The sequence below is a fragment of the Streptomyces clavuligerus genome, assembly GCF_005519465.1.
Taxonomy (GTDB): Bacteria; Actinomycetota; Actinomycetes; order Streptomycetales; family Streptomycetaceae; genus Streptomyces; species Streptomyces clavuligerus.
This window is the reverse complement of the sequence record NZ_CP027858.1, coordinates 3,371,569-3,388,707: the sequence shown is the minus strand read 5'-3', so window position 1 is coordinate 3,388,707 and position 17,139 is coordinate 3,371,569. Positions and strand designations below refer to the sequence as shown.

The window sequence follows — 17,139 nt, the reverse complement described above, 5'->3', positions numbered from 1 at the left end:
GTGAAACACACCCCTCAGTGGGCGTCGGCGATGTGCTGGGTGCCGATCCGCTTGCGGAACACCCAGTACGTCCAGCCCTGGTAGAGCAGGACGACCGGGGTGGCGATCCCGGCACACCAGGTCATGATCTTGAGGGTGTACGGGGTCGACGAGGCGTTGGTGACCGTGAGGCTCCAGGCGTCGTCGAGCGAGGACGGCATGACGTTCGGGAAGAGCGTCAGGAAGAGCATGGCCACCGCGGCCACGATCGTGACCCCGGAGAAGGCGAAGGACCAGCCCTCACGCCCCACCCGGACGGCCGCGATCGCCGCCACCAGCGACACCACCGCGACGATCATCGCGACCAGGCTGGCGCTGTCGCCGCGGGTCGCCTGCGTCCAGGTGAGGAAGCCCAGCGCGAGCACCGCGGTGAGCAGCCCCACCCTGAGGGCCAGGGCACGGGCCCGGACCCGGATGTCGCCCACCGTCTTCAAGGCGACGAAGACCGTGCCGTGGAAGGTGAAGAGGGTCAGGGTGACCAGACCGCCGAGGATCGAGTAGGCGTTGAGCAGATCGAGGACATTGCCCACGTACTCCTTCTGGGCATCGATCTTCACCCCGCGGACGATGTTGCCGAAGGCGACACCCCAGAGGAACGCGGGGATCAGCGAGGTCCAGAAGATCGCGTTCTCCCAGTTCCGCTGCCAGTTCTCCTCGGGCCGCTTGTGGCGGTACTCGAAGGACACACCGCGCACGATCAGACAGATCAGGATCAGCAGCAGCGGCAGATAGAAACCGGAGAAGAGCGTGGCGTACCAGTCGGGGAAGGCGGCGAAGGTGGCACCGCCCGCGGAGAGCAGCCACACCTCGTTGCCGTCCCAGACCGGGCCGATGGTGTTGATCAGTACCCGTCGTTCCTTGCGGTCACGGGCGAGCAGTTTGGTCAGGACGCCGACCCCGAAGTCGAAGCCTTCGAGGAAGAAGTACCCGGTCCACAGGACCGCGATCAGGACGAACCAGACGTCGTGGAGTTCCATGCCTCAGCTCAGCTCCTCGGGGCCTCAGTAGGAGAAGGCCATCGGGCGGTCGGCGTCCCGGTCGTCGCCGCCGATCTTGGTGGGCGGATTGAGGTCGGCCTCGGTCAGTTCGGGCGGGCCCGCCTTGGCGTACTTGACCATCAGCTTGAACTCGATCACGGCGAGGATCGCGTAGAGCGCGGTGAAGATGATCATCGAGGTCAGCACCTCGCCCTGGGAGACCCCGGGGGAGACGGCGTCCTTGGTGCGCAGCACCCCGTACACGACCCAGGGCTGCCGCCCCATCTCGGTGAAGATCCAGCCCCAGGAGGTGGCGATCAGCGGGAAGGTCATGGTCCAGAGGGCGACGACCCAGTACCAGCGGCTGAAGCGGGCGCCCAGGGGCTTGCGGAAGAGGACCAGATGCGGCACCTCGTCCTCCCCGGTCCGCAGCGCCCGGGGCAGCAGGAACTTCTTGCGGGTGAGCCAGAGGCCGAACGCCCCGATGGCCAGGGAGGCCATACCGAAGCCGATCATCCAGCGGAAGCCCCAGTAGGCGACGGGGATGTTGGGCCGGTAGTCGCCGGGCCCGTACTTCTCCTGCTCGGACTTGTTGACGTCGTTGATGCCGGGGACATACGAGTCGAAGTCGCCGTTGGCGAGGAAGGACAGTATCCCGGGGATCTCCAGGGCGACCGTGTTGTGCCCCTTCTCGACGTCGCCATAGGCGAAGAGGGAGAACGGGGCGGGCGCCTCGCCGTCCCACAGGGCCTCGGCGGCGGCCATCTTCATCGGCTGCTGCCGGAACATGACCTTGCCGAGCAGATCGCCGCTGACGGCGGTGAGCAGACCGGCGACGATCACCGTGACCAGACCGAGCCGGAGCGAGGTGCGCATCACCGGGATGTGCTTCTTGCGGGCGAGGTGGTACGCGGCGATACCGACCATGAACGCGCCTCCGACGAGGAAGGCGGCGGTGATGGTGTGGAAGAACTGGGTGACGGCGGTGTCCTGCGACAGCACCTTCCAGAAGTCGGTCAGCTCGGCCCGTCCGCGCTCCTCGTTGATGCGGTAGCCGACGGGGTGCTGCATCCAGGAGTTGGCCGCCAGGATGAAGTACGCGGAGCAGATGGTGCCGATCGACACCATCCAGATACAGGCCAGATGGATCTTCTTCGGCAGCTTGTCCCAGCCGAAGATCCACAGGCCGATGAAGGTGGACTCGAAGAAGAACGCGATCAGCGCCTCGAAGGCGAGCGGGGCGCCGAAGATGTCGCCGACGAAGCGGGAGTAGTCCGACCAGTTCATCCCGAACTGGAACTCCTGCACGATGCCGGTGACGACACCCATGGCGATATTGATCAGGAAGAGCTTTCCCCAGAACTTGGTCGCCTTGAGGTACTTCTCCTTCCCCGTTCTGACCCAGGCGGTCTGAAGACCGGCGGTGAGTGCCGCGAGCGAGATCGTCAGCGGCACGAAGAGGAAGTGGTAGACGGTCGTGATGCCGAACTGCCATCGCGCCAAGGTCTCCGGCGCCAGAGCCAAGTCCACGTCGTCATCTCCTTACATCGACGAGGTCGAGCGGCAGTTTGCCTGAATAATCCCAGCGATCACGGGACGAACAGGGACACGCTTGTGAACGCGTTCACATTCACAAGCAATTATGTCCCATGGCTGATTCACGATGACGACCGGGGGTCCCCTTCTCCCCGCCCTCTCCGTACAGAAGGGGACATATACCAGCAAAGCGGAGAGCGCCACCGTGCCGCCGCACCGCCGCACCGCATCGGCGGGCGAGCGGCACGGCGATCAGCGCACAGCAGTCAGCGCACAGCGCCCGGCGGGTCAGCGCCCGGCGGTCACAGCTCCTTGCGGAACTCCGCGGCGGCCCGCAGCAGGAGGTCGTTGGCCTCCTCCTCGCCGATGGTGATCCGCACCCCCTCCCCGGGGAAGGGCCGCACCGTCACCCCCGCCGCCTCACAGACCGCGGCGAAGGCGGCCGACCGCTCGCCGAGCCGCAGCCAGACGAAGTTCGCCTGGGTCACGGGCACCGTCCACCCCTGGGCGACCAGGGCCTCGTACACCCGGGTCCGCTCGCAGACCAGGGAGCCGACCCGGCCGAGCAGCTCGTCCTCGGCCCGCAGCGAGGCCACCGCCGCGTCCTGCGCGAGCTGGCTCACACCGAAGGGCACCGCGGTCTTGCGCAGCGCGGCGGCCACCGGTTCCCGGGCGACCGCGAAGCCGACCCGCAGCCCCGCGAGGCCGTACGCCTTGGAGAAGGTCCGCAGCACCGCCACATTGGGGCGCTCCCGGTAGATCTCGATGCCGTCCGGGACCTCGGGGTCACGGATGAACTCCCGGTACGCCTCGTCCAGCACCACCAGGACGTCCGACGGCACCCGGTCGAGGAAGCGCTCCAGCTCGGCCCGGCGCACCACGGTGCCGGTGGGGTTGTTGGGGTTGCAGACGAAGATCAGACGGGTCCGGTCGGTGATCGCGTCCGCCATGGCGTCGAGGTCGTGCGCCTCGCCCCCGGTCAGCGGCACCTGCACCGAGCGGGCCCCGCTGACCTGGACGATGATCGGGTACGCCTCGAAGGAGCGCCAGGCGTAGACGACCTCGTCGCCCGGGCCCGAGGTGGCCTGGACGAGCTGCTGGGCGACGCCCACCGACCCCGTCCCGGTGGCCAGGTGCTCCACCGGTACGCCGAAACGGTCCGCCAGCTCGTTCATCAGACCGGTGCAGCCCATATCGGGGTACCGGTTGAAGTCCCGCGCGGCGCCGAGCGCGGACTCCATCACCCCCGGCAGCGGCGGATACGGATTCTCGTTGGACGAAAGCTTGTACGCGACCGGACCGCCCGCCGCCGCGGGCCTGCCGGGCCTGTAGGTGGGGATGCCGTCCAGCTCGGCGCGCAGCCTGGGGCTTGTCTCGCTCACCGCGGGTCCTCCTCGACCGTAGACCAGATGACCAGTTGACTGGTCGACCACCGCTCCACCCTGGCGTGGCGGTGGGGCGCATCAGCACACCGAACAGCGGATTCCGGCCTCCGGAGCCCCGTTCCCGCGCCAATGCTGATCACTTTAAGAGGATTTCCCGGCGCTGCGTATGGGCTTTCGCGCGGGCTTCGCACGGAACGCCCGGCGCCGCGCGCCCGCCGCGCGACGGTCCCGGGGAAGGGCGCCGGGGGAGCGGTCGCCAGGTACCCGGCGACCCGCCGGACAGACCGGGGGCGCTCGTCACCCTGGCGCACGCCGGTGGCTCACTCCGTGGCGCGCATCCCCCGTAGAGGTGAGTTGAGACCTCTCCGAGACCTCCCGTTTCCGGTAACTCCATGCCGGAGGACTCCCCACTCGCTATAGATGTAGCGGTCAACTCCTTTATTTTCCAAGGCAGTTAATGCGTTATGATCATGCAGAAACGTGCCTGTCAACGAGTGAATATGCGACCGGGCCAACCCCCCGTGCGAGCCCTACTATCGGCTCGCCATGACAGCAGCAGGGAAGCACCAGGTGAGCCGGACGGACACATCCCGCCGGAGCAGCCGGCAAGGTCGGGCGGGCATCCGAGACGTCGCCGCCGCAGCCGGTGTCTCCATCACGACTGTCTCCGACGCGCTCAACGGGAAGGGCCGGCTCCCGGACGCCACACGCCGGCATGTCCGCGAGGTCGCCGACCGGCTGGGCTACCGCCCGTCCGCGGCGGCCCGCACACTCCGTACCGGTAAATCAGGGCTCATCGGCCTGACCGTGACCACGTACGGGGATGAACCTTTCACCTTCACGGAATTCGCCTACTTCGCCGAGATGGCGCGGGCCGCGACCTCCGCCGCGCTCGCCCGTGGCTACGCGCTGGTGATCCTCCCCGCCACCTCGCGCCACGACGTCTGGTCCAATGTCGCCCTCGACGGCACCATCGTCATCGACCCCTCCGACCACGACCCCGTCGTCACCGAGCTGGTGCGCCAGGGTCTGCCGGTGGTCTCGGACGGCCGCCCGGCGGGCACCCTCCCGGTGACCGCCTGGGTCGACAACGACCACGAGGCCGCCGTCCTCGATCTGCTGGACCATCTCGCCGACGCGGGGGCCCGCCGGATCGGGCTCCTCACCGGAACCACCACCGACACCTATACCCGACTCTCCACCACGGCGTATCTCCGCTGGTGCGAGCGGGTCGGCCAGGACCCGGTGTACGAGTCCTACCCGGCCCACGACCCCTGTGCCGGGGCCGTCGCGGCCGATCGTCTGCTGGCCCGCCCGGACCGGCCCGACGCCGTCTACGGCCTCTTCGACCCCAACGGCACCGATCTGCTCGCCGCCGCCCGGCGCTACGGCCTGCGGGTCCCCGACGATCTGCTGCTCGTCTGCTGTAGTGAGTCGACCGTGTACGCCACCACCGAACCGCCCATCACCACGCTCTCCCTCAAGCCGCGCCGGATCGGGACGGCGGTCGTCCAGCTCCTCATCGACGCGATCGAGGGCATCGACGAGGGGCGGCCGGTCGAGCAGGTGATACCGACCGAGCTGATCGTCCGGACCTCGTCCCAGCGCCGTTCCCCGAGGACGACGGTGAGCGCTCCGCGGTCACCGGCACCGGACTAGACCTCCTCAATCAGGACGAAACAGCCGACGCATCAGGGGTACGCGTCGATTCACCACCCCTGGTGCGTCACAGAGCGCGGACCTCGTTCCTATGATGGGCGCACAACACCGCGGACCACCCCGACCAGGCTGGGCCGAGAGGTGAACGGCGGCGCGACGGTGGTGGAGGGGTCAATGACTCAGGGGGCCGGTCAGGGACCCGTGGTGCGGACGGCGACAGGGCGTGACTTCCGTGTCCCCCCCTACGCCCAGGTGCCCGTCCAGTCGGAGACCGCCCCGCAGCAGACCCCCGAGGAGACGGCGCACCACGGGCACTCCGGCCCGCCCGCCGCCGGGGCGGCCCCCGCGGAGCCGCACTTCATGGAGCCGCTCCCCACCGCGGGTCATCAGCACCCCGATGACCACGGGACCGCCCCGGGCCACACCGCCCACCCGGAGGCGCCCGCGCGGACCTACCCGGGGACGCACCGGACAGAGCAGTACGAACCGCACCCGCATCCGTCCGCCGACGGGTACCCCCCGGCGCCGTATCCGCACCACCACGCCCCGGCGGAGCCCGTTCCCCCGCACGCGCCCGCGCCCTCGCACCTCCCCGACGCGCATGAGCCGCACCCCGCGCCGGGCACGCACTTCTCGCCCCCGGCGCACTCCGTCCACCCCGGCAACGCCGTGCCCGAGCATGAGCTGCCCGAGGGCTACACCCCCACCGAACGCGATCTTCCGGTGATCGGCCTCGCCGGCCCCGGAGACCTCAGGACCCGGCTCGCCCCCGAGACGTCCGAGACCGCCGAGGGACTCGGCCCGCTCTATGTCGTCGGCGATGTCCACGGCTATCTGGACGAGCTGGTCTCCGCCCTCACCGCGCACGGCCTCATCGACCTGGACGGCCACTGGGCCGCGGGCAACACCCGGCTGTGGTTCCTCGGCGACTTCACCGACCGGGGTCCCGACGGGATCGGCGTCATCGACCTGGTGATGCGTCTGTCCGCCGAGGCCGCCGCCGCGGGCGGCTACTGCAAGGCCCTGATGGGCAACCACGAGCTGCTGCTGCTCGGCGCCCGGCGGTTCGGTGACACCCCGGTCAACTCCGGTGCGGGAACGGCCACGTTCCAGGCGGCGTGGCTGCTCAACGGCGGCCAGAAGTACGACATGGACCGGCTTCAGGACGTCCATATCCAGTGGATGTCCCGGCTGGACGCGATCGTGGAGGAGGACCGGCATCTGCTGCTGCACTCCGACACCACCGCGTACCTCGAATACGGGGACACCATCGAGGACGTCAACGACACCGTCCACTCGATCCTCACCCGCAACGACGCCGACGAGTGCTGGGACCTCTTCCGCAAGTTCACCAAGCGCTTCGCCTTCCGCGACGACGCCGGTCCGCTGGCCGTGCGCGAGCTGCTGGCCACCTACGGCGGCGAACGTGTCGTCCACGGCCACAGCCCGATCCCCTATCTGACGGGGGAGGTCGGCACCGAGGACGGGGAGGCCGGGGAGCGCCCGGTGGTCGAGGGTCCGCATGTCTACGCCGACGGGCTGGCGATCGCCATGGACGGCGGCGTGACCATGGCCGGAAAACTGCTTGTGGCTCAGCTTCCGCTGCCCAACTGAACTTCGCGCCCTGCGCGTTTTTACCGAAAACCCCTGCCATCACCCGCTGTTGACGCCTTACCATCGAATGGTCCGTAGCAGGCTCTCTCCTCCGTTTCGGCCCCCTTGCCCCGGGTGGTTTCGCGGCGATCCGGCCGGACGGAGCATCGGGGGATGCACATGGGAAGCGCTCCACAGCTACCGGCCGAGGACCGGGCCGAATTCGAACGGGTCCTGGAAGAGGCACTGCGCACCGCGAGCGACAGACCGGATCTGGCCGCCCTGGGAGAACGGCTCAACGCGACACAGCTCCGGACGATGGCGCTGAACGCGATCGCCGTGATCACCGATGCCGCGGCGGCCGAGTACGCGCACTACACGGAGATCCGTGCGGAGGCACACGCCCCGCCGGGGTCCCCGCCCCCCGATGGGACGGCCGCCTCCCGGGGGTCACCAGGACCATCGGGGCCACCGGGCCGTATGGGACGGCCGGGACCGACCGCCACGGCCGAGCCCGCCCCGGACGGAACCGGAACCACCGGAACCACCGGCGGCTCAAGCAGCTCCAGCGGCCCTGGCGTCCCCGGCGGCTTTCACGGCAACGGAACCAGGACGGCGAGCAGCAGCCGGGCGAACGCGGGAAAACCAGGACGCGCCGGGCTCACCGCCATGATCACCGTGCTGGCCCCGGTGCTCGCCGCCACCGCCGCGCTCGCCCTTCTGCTCGTCGGCCATCTGCTGAAGCTGCTCGACCCGCCGCCGCCCTTCGCGTCCACGCTGATCACCACGGGCTGGTTCTTCGCGGCACTCACCGCGGCGGCGCTCCTCATCGCCGCGGCCGGTCTGCTGACCACCGCCCTGCGCAACACGTCCACACAGGTCCCGGCCGAGGAGCGGAACGACGAACTCCCGGACGAGCTGGCCCGCGCCAAGGACGCCTGGCGGCATGCCCTGCTGGAACGGGGCATCCTGCCGTTCCTGCGGGAGACGCTGGCCGACCCCGGCGCCGATCCGGCCGCACCGCTCCCGCCGCGCTCCCGGAACCGTCTGCCCAGAGTCGGCTACAGCGGACCGGACTGGTCCGGTCCCGGCGAGGGCGCCACGGAGGGGCAGCGTCCCGCCTTCAGCAGCCCCGATTTCACCAGTCCGGACTTCGGCGGTCCGGAGACCCGTACCTCCTGAACGTACGGAGCCGCCCCCCACGCCGAACGGTACGGGGGCGCGGCGGCACGGCCGTACGGGTGGATCACCGTCCACCCGTACCCGTCCGTACTCCCGTCCGTCCCCCGTCCGTGTCCGGCCCGGAGCCGTCAGTCGGCGAGCGGCAGATAGACCCGGTTGCCCGCCGCGGCGAACTCCCTGGACTTCTCCGCCATGCCCTCCTCGATCTCCTCGGCGGTCCCTCCGTGCTGCCTGCGGATGTCCTGCGAGATCCTCATGCTGCAGAACTTGGGGCCGCACATGGAGCAGAAGTGCGCGGTCTTCGCGGGCTCCGCCGGAAGCGTCTCGTCGTGGAACTCCCGTGCGGTGTCCGGGTCGAGCGCCAGATTGAACTGGTCCTCCCACCGGAACTCGAAACGCGCGTCGGACAGCGCGTCGTCCCACTCCTGCGCGTCCGGGTGGCCCTTGGCCAGGTCCGCCGCATGCGCCGCGATCTTGTACGTGATGACACCGGTCTTCACGTCATCACGGTTGGGCAGGCCCAGGTGCTCCTTGGGCGTCACATAGCAGAGCATCGCGGTGCCCCACCAGGCGATCATCGCCGCGCCGATCCCGGAGGTGATGTGGTCGTACGCGGGAGCGACATCCGTGGTGAGCGGGCCGAGGGTGTAGAACGGCGCCTCCTCGCAGACTTCCTGCTGAAGGTCGATGTTCTCCTTGATCTTGTGCATCGGGACATGGCCCGGGCCCTCGATCATGGTCTGGACGTGGTGGCGCTTGGCGATGCGGTTGAGTTCGCCCAGCGTCTCCAGCTCGGCGAACTGCGCCGCGTCGTTGGCGTCCGCGATCGAGCCGGGCCGCAGACCGTCACCGAGGGAGTAGGTGACGTCGTAGGCCGCCAGGATCTCGCACAGCTCCTCGAAGTTCTCGTAGAGGAACGACTCCTTGTGGTGGGCGAGACACCAGGCCGCCATGATCGAGCCGCCCCGGGAGACGATGCCGGTCTTGCGGCGCGCGGTGAGCGGGACGTACCGCAGCAGCACCCCGGCGTGGACCGTCATGTAGTCGACGCCCTGCTCGGCCTGCTCGATGACGGTGTCCTTGTAGATCTCCCAGGTCAGCTCCTCGGCCCGGCCGTCGACCTTCTCCAGGGCCTGGTAGAGCGGAACGGTGCCGATGGGCACGGGGGAGTTGCGCAGCACCCACTCGCGGGTGGTGTGGATATTGCGACCGGTCGACAGGTCCATGACCGTGTCCGCACCCCAGCGGGTGGCCCAGGTCATCTTCTCGACCTCCTCCTCGATGGAGGAAGTGACCGCGGAGTTCCCGATATTGGCGTTGACCTTCACCAGGAAACGCTTCCCGATGATCATCGGCTCGATCTCGGGGTGGTTCACATTGGCGGGCAGCACCGCACGTCCCGCGGCGATCTCCTCGCGCACCACCTCGGGAGAGACGTTCTCCCGGAGGGCGACGAACTCCATCTCCGGGGTGATCTCACCGCGGCGGGCGTACGCGAGCTGGGTCACCGCCCGGCCGTCGCGGCCCCGGCGCGGCTGACGGGGCCGGCCGGGGAAGACGGCGTCCAGATTCCTGAGGCCGCCCCGGGGGGAGGTGTGTTTGACACCGTCGTCCTCGGGGCGGACGGGACGGCCCGCGTACTCCTCGGTGTCGCCCCGGCTGATGATCCAGTTCTCCCGCAGCGGGGTCAGCCCCCGCCGTACATCGGTCTCCACCGCCGGATCGGTATACGGACCGGATGTGTCGTACAGCGTCACGTCCTTGCCGTTGGTGAGGTGCACTTGCCGAACCGGCACCCTGAGGTCGGGGCGGGAACCCTCGATGTACCCCTTGTGCCATCCCGGGGTGCGCTGAGCGGTCCCGTCCGACGGGTCGACGGCAGCCGTGCGTGCATCCTGAACAGTCATAACAGCTACTCCCTACGCCGGCATTACCCGGTAACAGGTTCGGCGGTCGACGCAGCCATGTCCGTGGTCGGCGTACTGGCTGCTGCCAGTCGGCCACCACGGAGGTCAGCGCCCTCTCAGCCCGGTGCTCCGAGCTCCCGCGTGTGCAAAGGTGCCCCCACGCTAGCGTCCCCGCTGGCGTGCTGAACAGAGGGAGTCCCTCGTTCTTGCGATGATCGGTCGGTGACCTCTTCGCCGCAGGACCCTCAGCAGGAGCACGCGCCCGGCCCTGGGCACGGCCACGTCCACAGCCCTGGCCACGCACACGGACAAGGCCACGCACACGGGCACACGCATGGGCACACGCACAGCCATGGCCCCGCCGCCCCCGTCTCCCGGCAGCTGCGCCGGGTGATCGCCGCCGTGCTGATCCCCTTCGCCGCGGCGGTCGCCGTGGGCCTGTTCGCCCTCTGGCCGGGTTCGGCCCCCGCCCATGAGCGCACCGGCGTGGGCTTCGACCGGCAGACCGAGAGCGCGGTGGTCGTCTCCGTCGAACGGATCGACTGCGCGAAGGTGAACGCCGGACGGGTGCCGCCCACCGGTGACACCAGCACCCCGCAGGGCCGTGAGGCGGTCACCTCCCAGCAGGGGAGCTGCGCCGCGGCCCGGATCGAGGTCACCAGCGGGGAGAACAAGGGACGGATCTTCGGCGAGGTGGTCCAGCCCGATGCGCCGCGCCAGCTGAAGAAGGGTCAGGAGGTGGTGGTGGCGTATGCGCCGGACGCGCCCCGGGAACTCCAGTACTCGGTGATCGACATCCGGCGCACGGTCCCGATGGCCCTGCTCGCCGGGATCTTCGCACTGGCGGTGGTCCTGGTGGGACGGATGCGCGGGGTGATGGCGCTGATCGCCCTCGCCGCCTCCTTCGCCGTGCTGACCCTCTTCATCCTGCCCGCGATCCTGGAGGGCTCCAACCCGCTGCTGGTCGCGGTGATCGGCGCGAGCGCGATCATGCTGATCGCGCTCTATCTCTGTCATGGTCTGACCGCGCGGACCTCGGTCGCGGTGCTCGGGACCCTGGTCTCCCTCATGCTGATCGGCCTGCTGGGCTCGGTCTTCATCGGCTGGGCGGCCCTCACCGGCAACACCGACGACAACACCGGGCTGATCCATGGGCTCTATCCCGGCATCGACATGAGCGGTCTGCTGCTCGCCGGGGTGATCATCGGCTCGCTCGGTGTGCTCGACGATGTGACGGTGACGCAGACCTCGGCCGTCTGGGAGCTGCATCAGGCGGACCCGCGCATGGGGCCGCGCGCGCTGTACCGCGCGGGCATCCGGATCGGCCGGGACCATATCGCCTCAGTGGTCAACACCCTGGTCCTGGCGTACGCCGGTGCCGCCCTCCCGCTGCTGCTGCTGTTCTCGATCGCGCAGAGCAGCGTCGGATCGGTGGCGGGGAGCGAGGTCGTGGCCACGGAGATCGTGCGCACGCTGATCGGGTCGATCGGGCTGGTCGCGTCGGTGCCGGTGACCACCGCGCTCGCCGCGCTGGTGGTGTCCGCCGACCGTCCCTCGTCCGGTGGTGGTGCCGCTTCCGCTCCCGCCGCCGGTACGGGTCCCCGTGGCGCAGCCGCTGCCGATACCGGTGTCGTCGGTGCAGGTGTCGGTGCCGGTGCCTTCGGTGCAGGTGCCGGACAGGTCGTCCCGGGGCCGCCCCGGACGCCGGAGGTCCCCGGGCAGCATCCCGGGCGCGGCGGAGGCAGGCTCCCCGGTTTCGGCGGCAAGGGCCGCCGCCGCAAGCGGTAGCGCCTCTCCTCAGCCCGCGTCTCTCCCCGGCCCGCGTCCCGGATCAGCCCGCGTTCTCCTCAGCCCGTGTCCTCGCCTCAGCCCGCGTTCTCCTCGGCCTCGGCGAGGATGCCGCACAGCGCGGAGTCGAGGTCGCCCGCGCAGTTCCCGTACGCCCGCTCCTGCCCCAGTGGCACCAGTCGGTCGGTGCGGTCGAGGAATGCCACCACCGGGGGCGCGCCGACCACGAAGTACGCGCGCTCCTGCCCCACCTGGAGCCGAATCCCGAGGTCGGCGCGGCGGCCGGGGCCGGTCGGCGCGATGTGGACATCGCCGTCGCCGGTGGGACCCGTCACTCCCCCCACCAGGAGATCGCGGCTGAACGCCCAGGTCACCGGTGCGTCCCCGGGCAGATGGAAGGTCATGCGCACGGCATAGGGATCATCTGTCTCATAACGCAGTTCCACCGGAATCCGGAACGACAACTCCTCGGAGACAAGGAAGTTCATCAGGACCTCGGCCTGGACCGACTCGCGCATCATGTACCCCGCGGTGGATGAATACTGCTGAAAAGTCTGTCGAAATCAGCCAGGAACGGTCCCCTGACCCTCTGCCGACATCGTGCTGTACGCAACCGGGGGACTACAAGGAGTGATTTTTCAGATGCTGATAGAGAAAAATCCTGGCGTTCCGTGACCGACTGGGGACCTTGGATGGCGCCTGACTAGACCAGTGGCGGTCATTCGGTCATTTTCGGGCGCTGGGGGTGACGTTCCCGCCCATGGCCAGTCGGCCGACCGCGCCGCCGATCACGAAGACACCGTTCTCCCGGCGCAGATAGCCCTCGTGGGCCAGAGTGCGCAGCAGGTGGTACGCGGTCGGCAGCGGAATGCCGGCTTCTCGGGCGAGTTGCTTGGCGGGGGCTCCGTCCGGGTGCGTGGCCGTGGCCTCCAGCAGGCGCAGGGCACGCTGCACCGAACCGATCAGCGTCGGGGCCGTGGCACTCGCATCGGTGGCGTCTGTGCCGTCTGTGGCCAAAGGTCACCCCTGGGCATGGTGACGAGCCGACGGCCCGCCCGCGGGGGCCTCCCCCGCGTACCCGCGCCCGGCCGCCCGGGGCCTCCCGAGAAGGCGGGACCGGGTCCAGGCAACGGCCTGCCACTGTAACGGCCCCGCGCCGGGCGGTTCGCCGAGCGCGGGACGGGTTCCCCCGGGCGGGTCAACGTCGGCCGCTGCGCCGCCCCGCTCAGTCAGTCCTCCGGCGGCGAGAAGACCACCATCACCCGCAGATCCTCGGTGATGTGGTGGAACTTGTGCGGCACCCCGGCGGGCACATGGACCACGCTCCCCCGCCCCACCTGGGTGGTCTCCATGCCGACCGTGAGCGAGGCCCGTCCGCTGACCACGAGATAGACCTCGTCCTGGTCGTGCGGCAACTGAGGGTCCAGCTCCCCCGCGTTGAGCGCATACAGACCGACGGACATGTTCCGCTCCCGCAGAAACCGCAGATAGGCGCCGTCGTTCGCGGCCCGCTCGGCTTCCAGTTCGTCCAGTCTGAACGCTTTCATCCCTTTTCTACCCCTGCCTTCGTCCCCATCACGTCTGCCACGATCAGACACATGATGAATTTCCTCGTCAAGACGATCGCCAACGGGGCAGCCTTGGCGGTGGCCGTCTGGCTGGTCGGCGGAATCACCCTCACCGGGGCGAACGCCGGCGAGAAGACCCTGACGCTGCTCGCCGTCCTACTGCTCTTCGGCGTGGTCAACACCGTCGTCAAGCCGGTCGTGAAGCTGCTGGCCCTGCCCCTGTTCATCGTCACCCTGGGGCTGATCGCGCTGGTCGTCAACGCGCTGATGCTGATGGTGACCTCCTGGCTGGCCGACTCGTTCGAGCTGGGCTTCCACGTCGACGGCTTCTGGCCCGCCCTGCTCGGCGGAATGATCATTTCGGTGGTCGCCTGGGCGCTGCACCTGGCGATACCCGACCGGGACTGACCCGGAGCGCCGCCCGGATGGGCGGCAGCGCCGAGCCGCACGTCCCCCAGCACACACCGCGCCACACAACGCACAGCACAGAACGCGAGAGAACCGGATGAACAGCACCACACCTCTGGGCGACGGAACACGAGCGGTACGGGCGGGACTGCCCGAGCCGGTGCCGTACGAGCCACCGCTGCCCGGTCCGGTCTTCGCCGCGCACTTCCATCTGCCGGGCGAGCCGACCGGCCCCTACACCTACGGCCGGGACTCCAACCCGACCTGGACCCGGCTGGAACGGGCGATCGGGGAGCTGGAGGCCCCGGGCGAGCAGGTGGAGACCGTCTGTTTCGCCTCGGGCATGGCCGCGATCTCCGCGGTGGTCTTCTCCCAGTTGAGAGCGGGCGACACGGTCGTCCTGCCGGTCGACGGCTATCAGGCGCTGCCGCTGATCGCCGAACGGCTGCGCGCCTTCGGTGTCGAGGTCCGGACCGCGCCGACGGGCGGGGACGCCCAACTGTCCGTGCTGGACGGGGCCCGGCTGCTGTGGATCGAGTCGCCGTCCAATCCCGGGCTCGACGTCTGCGACATCCGGCGACTGGCGGACGCCGCCCACACGGCGGGTGCGCTGGTCGCCGTCGACAACACCCTCGCCACCCCGCTGGGTCAGCGGCCTCTGGCCCTGGGCGCCGATTTCTCGGTGGCCAGTGACACCAAGGGGACCACCGGTCACGGCGATCTGCTGCTCGGCCATGTGACCTGCCGGGACGCCGCGCGGGCGGCGGAGGTACGGGACTGGCGCAAGGTCGCCGGGGCGATCCCCGGCCCCATGGAGAGCTGGCTCGCGCACCGTTCACTCGCCACCGTCCAGCTACGGATCGACCGGCAGTGCGCGAACGCCCTGGCGCTGGCGCGGGCGCTGGGCGACCGGAGCGAGGTCTCGGGGCTGCGTCATCCGGGGCTGCCGACCGATCCGTCGCATTCGCTCGCCTCCCGGCAGATGCGCCGATACGGCAGTGTGGTCTCGTTCGTCCTCCCCGACCGCGCCCACGCGGAACGCTTTCTGGAGACGCTGCGGCTCGTGGACGACGCGACCAGCTTCGGCGGCGTGCGCTCGTCCGCCGAGCGCCGTGGACGGTGGGGCGGGGACGCGGTGCCCGAGGGTTTCGTCCGGTTCTCGGCGGGGGTGGAGGACCCGGAGGACCTGGTGGCGGATGTGCTGCGGGCGCTGGACGAGGCGGCGGCCGGATAGGGCCGGGCCCGAGGCCCTGCCGCCGGGGCGCGCCGACGGGCGGCCCGAGCCTCCCCCCTCATGGCTCGGACCGCCCCGGTTCATCCCCCCAGAAGAACCGCGCGAACAAGGCTAGTTGACTCTGCGTCAGAGTCCAATCACCGTAGCGACAGCGGCCTATCGACTTATTTATGGTTGTCCGGTCCGTGGATATAGTCGGCCGGGAGGGGATCGGTATGGATTTGGCCCTGTTACGCACATTCGTCACCGTGCACCGGGCCGGTTCCTTCACCCGGGCCGCCGCCCTCCTCGGACTCTCCCAGCCCGCGGTGACCGGACAGATACGGACGCTGGAACGACAGCTCGGCAGACCGCTCTTCCTCCGGCAGGCCCGGGGCGTGACCCCCACCACCATCGGCGACGAGCTGGCCCACCGGGCCGCACCCCATCTGGACGCCCTTGTCGAGATCGCCGGGGCGGGACTGGACGAGGAGGCAGGCACCCGGACCCTGCATCTGGCGGGTCCGCCCGAGTTCACGGCGCTGCGCGCCCTGCCCGCCCTCTCCCCGCTGATCTCCCAGGGACTGGCCCTGCGGGTCTCCTTCGGCACCGCCGAGGAGATCCTCGACGGCCTGGCCGCAGGCCATCACGACCTCGCGATCACCACCGCCCAGCCGCGCGGCGGACTGCTGACCTCCGCCCCGCTCTGCGACGAGGAACATGTCCTGGTGGCCGCGCCCCGCTGGGCGGCCCGGCTCGGGCCCGACGTCCTGCGGGGCGGGGACGTTCTGCTGGAACAGCTCCCCGTGGTCGATGTCCATGAGTCGCTGCCCCTGATCTCGCGCTACTGGGCCACGGTCTTCGAGTCCCGCCCGGCCGCCGCCGGTGCCGTCATCGCTCCCGATCTGCGAGCCGTTCTGGAGACCGCCGCCTCCGGCGCGGGTCTCGCCGTCCTGCCGCGCTATCTCTGCGCGGAGGCCCTGGAACGCGGACGGCTCATCGCCCTGCTCGATCCCCCGATGCCTCCGCTGCGTACCTACTTTCTCGTGGTCCGCACGGGAACGCTCACCCTGCCGCCCATCGCGCGGGCCCATGAATGGCTGATGCGCGCCGCCGTCGACTGGTGACCGTGCGGCCCGGAAGCGTTTCAGAGCGGACCGAACGGGCCATTTTCCAGACATGACCGAACGTCCCGTGGTCAAACGCACCGCTCGCGCCATCCTGCTCGATGGCGACGATCTGATTCTGATCAAGCGCACCAAGCCCGGAGTCGATCCCTACTGGCTGACACCGGGTGGCGGAGTCGAGCCGGGTGACGCCACCGTGGTCGCGGCGCTCCACCGCGAGCTGGACGAGGAGCTGGGGGCCAAGGTCACCGATGTGGTGCCCTGCTTCGTCGACACTGTGGAGCACATCGCGGGCGGCGGGATCACCGGGGTGAAGGTCCAGCACTTCTTCGTCTGCCGACTGGAGTCCATGGACCCCGCCCGCCGCCATGGCCCCGAGGTGGAGACCCCCCGGGGGGAGTACGAGATCGTCCGGGTCCCCTTCAGCCGTATGGGAATCGCCGCCGTCCATCTCGTCCCGCTGTCGCTGCGCCACTACCTGGACGGCAATATCGAGGGCGTACGCGCCATGCACGCCCCCGACCTGGGGTAGCCCCGCTCACGATGGGTTCTGCCGGGTTCCCGCGCCCGGCAGACGCCTCGCCGTGCGGCCCGTATCCGGGCCGTGTTTCACGTGAAACATCGTCAGTTGCTTCCTCGGCCGGAGGCATTCCCGCCCTGCCGGGCCCTTCTGGCTCTCTGGGCCCTTCTGAGCCTTTCGGGAAAGCAGTGAACGCTTCCGGGAAAGCACTGGACGAGTGATCACCGTGTCAGCCAG

Annotated in this window: 14 protein-coding genes and 1 pseudogene; 8 read left to right on the top strand and 7 right to left on the bottom strand. The window is 69.6% G+C overall.

The genetic code is table 11. The features are described from left to right. Positions 1 to 14 precede the first annotated feature (14 nt). The 3 genes from cydB to hisC all read right to left on the bottom strand — a co-directional run bounded on the left by cydB (position 15) and on the right by hisC (position 3,934). Positions 15 to 1,016, bottom strand: coding sequence for a cytochrome d ubiquinol oxidase subunit II (cydB, locus tag CRV15_RS14210; protein WP_003956564.1), 1,002 nt, complete (start codon positions 1,014 to 1,016; stop codon positions 15 to 17). A gap of 24 nt (positions 1,017 to 1,040) precedes the next feature. Then, positions 1,041 to 2,546: a cytochrome ubiquinol oxidase subunit I gene (locus CRV15_RS14205; RefSeq protein ID WP_003956563.1), complete on the bottom strand. Its 1,506-nt coding sequence runs from the start codon at positions 2,544 to 2,546 to the stop codon at positions 1,041 to 1,043. Positions 2,547 to 2,854: 308 nt separating this feature from the next. Then, entirely contained in the window at positions 2,855 to 3,934 is a 1,080-nt protein-coding gene (hisC, locus tag CRV15_RS14200) for a histidinol-phosphate transaminase (RefSeq protein ID WP_009996793.1), read from the bottom strand. A 549-nt stretch (positions 3,935 to 4,483) separates the two neighbouring features. Between hisC and CRV15_RS14195 the strand changes: the two genes are divergently transcribed. The 3 genes from CRV15_RS14195 (at position 4,484) to CRV15_RS14185 (ending at position 8,371) form a co-directional block, all read left to right on the top strand. After that, on the top strand, positions 4,484 to 5,596 hold the full coding sequence (locus CRV15_RS14195) for a LacI family DNA-binding transcriptional regulator (RefSeq protein WP_003956561.1): 1,113 nt from the start codon (positions 4,484 to 4,486) through the stop codon (positions 5,594 to 5,596). Positions 5,597 to 5,770: 174 nt separating this feature from the next. Next, on the top strand, positions 5,771 to 7,210 hold the full coding sequence (locus tag CRV15_RS14190; RefSeq protein ID WP_029182977.1) for a metallophosphoesterase: 1,440 nt from the start codon (positions 5,771 to 5,773) through the stop codon (positions 7,208 to 7,210). A gap of 153 nt (positions 7,211 to 7,363) precedes the next feature. Then, positions 7,364 to 8,371, top strand: coding sequence for a hypothetical protein (locus CRV15_RS14185; RefSeq protein WP_003956559.1), 1,008 nt, complete (start codon positions 7,364 to 7,366; stop codon positions 8,369 to 8,371). Between the two features lie 128 nt (positions 8,372 to 8,499). Here the strand turns inward: CRV15_RS14185 and thiC are convergent, their stop codons facing one another. Further along, a complete protein-coding gene (gene thiC / locus CRV15_RS14180; RefSeq protein ID WP_003956556.1) occupies positions 8,500 to 10,278 on the bottom strand; it encodes a phosphomethylpyrimidine synthase ThiC in 1,779 nt (592 codons plus the stop codon). A 222-nt stretch (positions 10,279 to 10,500) separates the two neighbouring features. Here thiC and CRV15_RS14175 point away from each other — a divergent pair, with 222 nt between their 5' ends. Next, positions 10,501 to 12,066: a YibE/F family protein gene (locus CRV15_RS14175; RefSeq protein WP_003961088.1), complete on the top strand. Its 1,566-nt coding sequence runs from the start codon at positions 10,501 to 10,503 to the stop codon at positions 12,064 to 12,066. Between the two features lie 77 nt (positions 12,067 to 12,143). Here the strand turns inward: CRV15_RS14175 and CRV15_RS14170 are convergent, their stop codons facing one another. The 3 genes and pseudogenes from CRV15_RS14170 to CRV15_RS14160 form a co-directional block, all read right to left on the bottom strand. Next, the gene (locus tag CRV15_RS14170; RefSeq protein ID WP_003961089.1) at positions 12,144 to 12,584 is read right to left on the bottom strand and encodes an SsgA family sporulation/cell division regulator; all 441 of its coding nucleotides are present in this window, start codon (positions 12,582 to 12,584) and stop codon (positions 12,144 to 12,146) included. A 235-nt stretch (positions 12,585 to 12,819) separates the two neighbouring features. Beyond that, positions 12,820 to 13,083: pseudogene (locus CRV15_RS14165) on the bottom strand (helix-turn-helix domain-containing protein); the annotation flags it as partial. A gap of 212 nt (positions 13,084 to 13,295) precedes the next feature. Further along, positions 13,296 to 13,613 (bottom strand): cupin domain-containing protein, encoded by a 318-nt coding sequence (locus CRV15_RS14160; protein WP_003956552.1) that lies wholly within the window; start codon positions 13,611 to 13,613, stop codon positions 13,296 to 13,298. Between the two features lie 51 nt (positions 13,614 to 13,664). Here CRV15_RS14160 and CRV15_RS14155 point away from each other — a divergent pair, with 51 nt between their 5' ends. The 4 genes from CRV15_RS14155 to CRV15_RS14140 all read left to right on the top strand — a co-directional run bounded on the left by CRV15_RS14155 (position 13,665) and on the right by CRV15_RS14140 (position 16,914). Then, positions 13,665 to 14,042 carry a phage holin family protein gene (locus CRV15_RS14155; RefSeq protein WP_003956551.1) on the top strand — a complete coding sequence of 126 codons (378 nt, stop codon included), beginning with the start codon at positions 13,665 to 13,667 and terminating at the stop codon, positions 14,040 to 14,042. 97 nt (positions 14,043 to 14,139) lie between these two features. Continuing rightward, positions 14,140 to 15,276, top strand: coding sequence for a cystathionine gamma-lyase (locus CRV15_RS14150; protein WP_003956549.1), 1,137 nt, complete (start codon positions 14,140 to 14,142; stop codon positions 15,274 to 15,276). 215 nt (positions 15,277 to 15,491) lie between these two features. Next, on the top strand, positions 15,492 to 16,382 hold the full coding sequence (locus CRV15_RS14145) for a LysR family transcriptional regulator (RefSeq protein WP_003956548.1): 891 nt from the start codon (positions 15,492 to 15,494) through the stop codon (positions 16,380 to 16,382). A gap of 52 nt (positions 16,383 to 16,434) precedes the next feature. Beyond that, positions 16,435 to 16,914 (top strand): NUDIX domain-containing protein, encoded by a 480-nt coding sequence (locus tag CRV15_RS14140; protein WP_003956546.1) that lies wholly within the window; start codon positions 16,435 to 16,437, stop codon positions 16,912 to 16,914. Positions 16,915 to 17,139 lie beyond the last annotated feature (225 nt).

Excerpts from the sequence above, each read along its gene's own strand:
- cydB (WP_003956564.1), bottom strand. The coding sequence starts at position 1,016 with ATGGAACTCCACGACGTCTGGTTCGTCCTGATCGCGGTCCTGTGGACC.
- CRV15_RS14195 (WP_003956561.1), top strand. The coding sequence starts at position 4,484 with ATGACAGCAGCAGGGAAGCACCAGGTGAGCCGGACGGACACATCCCGC.
- CRV15_RS14190 (WP_029182977.1), top strand. The coding sequence starts at position 5,771 with ATGACTCAGGGGGCCGGTCAGGGACCCGTGGTGCGGACGGCGACAGGG.
- CRV15_RS14185 (WP_003956559.1), top strand. The coding sequence starts at position 7,364 with ATGCACATGGGAAGCGCTCCACAGCTACCGGCCGAGGACCGGGCCGAA.
- thiC (WP_003956556.1), bottom strand. The coding sequence starts at position 10,278 with ATGACTGTTCAGGATGCACGCACGGCTGCCGTCGACCCGTCGGACGGG.
- CRV15_RS14170 (WP_003961089.1), bottom strand. The coding sequence starts at position 12,584 with ATGCGCGAGTCGGTCCAGGCCGAGGTCCTGATGAACTTCCTTGTCTCC.
- CRV15_RS14160 (WP_003956552.1), bottom strand. The coding sequence starts at position 13,613 with ATGAAAGCGTTCAGACTGGACGAACTGGAAGCCGAGCGGGCCGCGAAC.
- CRV15_RS14155 (WP_003956551.1), top strand. The coding sequence starts at position 13,665 with ATGATGAATTTCCTCGTCAAGACGATCGCCAACGGGGCAGCCTTGGCG.
- CRV15_RS14150 (WP_003956549.1), top strand. The coding sequence starts at position 14,140 with ATGAACAGCACCACACCTCTGGGCGACGGAACACGAGCGGTACGGGCG.
- CRV15_RS14145 (WP_003956548.1), top strand. The coding sequence starts at position 15,492 with ATGGATTTGGCCCTGTTACGCACATTCGTCACCGTGCACCGGGCCGGT.
- CRV15_RS14140 (WP_003956546.1), top strand. The coding sequence starts at position 16,435 with ATGACCGAACGTCCCGTGGTCAAACGCACCGCTCGCGCCATCCTGCTC.